We start from the raw sequence: 326 nt of genomic DNA on the forward strand, positions 1-326 counted from the left end.
AGCAGCGCGGCACGCCGTTCGTTCGACAATGGCACGCGGAGCGGCGCATGACGCGTCGGCGTCACATAGACGAGTGCGGCCGAAGGCGCGTCGCGTATGCCGTCGTGCACGCGCAGACCGTCTTGATCGACGGGAACATCGACCACGTGCGCGCCGCTCGCGTGCATGATCTGACGCGCGCCCACGTAGCCGGGGTCTTCCATCCACACGGTGTCGCCCGGCCCCGTCAGCAACCGCATGCAAAGGTCCAATGCGTGTTGCACGCTACCGATGACGACGATCTGTTCCAGTGGCACTCGCACGCCACGCGCAATGGCGAGGTGGTC

The 326-nt window shown here is 66.6% G+C and carries 1 protein-coding gene; it reads right to left on the reverse strand.

Features of this window, described 5'->3' with window-relative positions; all coding sequences use genetic code 11:
• Positions 1-302, reverse strand: a 302-nt coding sequence (locus tag SB753_RS35810) for an aminotransferase class I/II-fold pyridoxal phosphate-dependent enzyme (protein WP_410804827.1), incomplete at its 3' end; no start/stop codon positions are given.
• Positions 303-326 lie beyond the last annotated feature (24 nt).

Origin of the sequence: Paraburkholderia sp. SIMBA_053 (genome assembly GCF_046534895.1) — a bacterium.
Classification (GTDB): Bacteria; Pseudomonadota; Gammaproteobacteria; order Burkholderiales; family Burkholderiaceae; genus Paraburkholderia; species Paraburkholderia caledonica.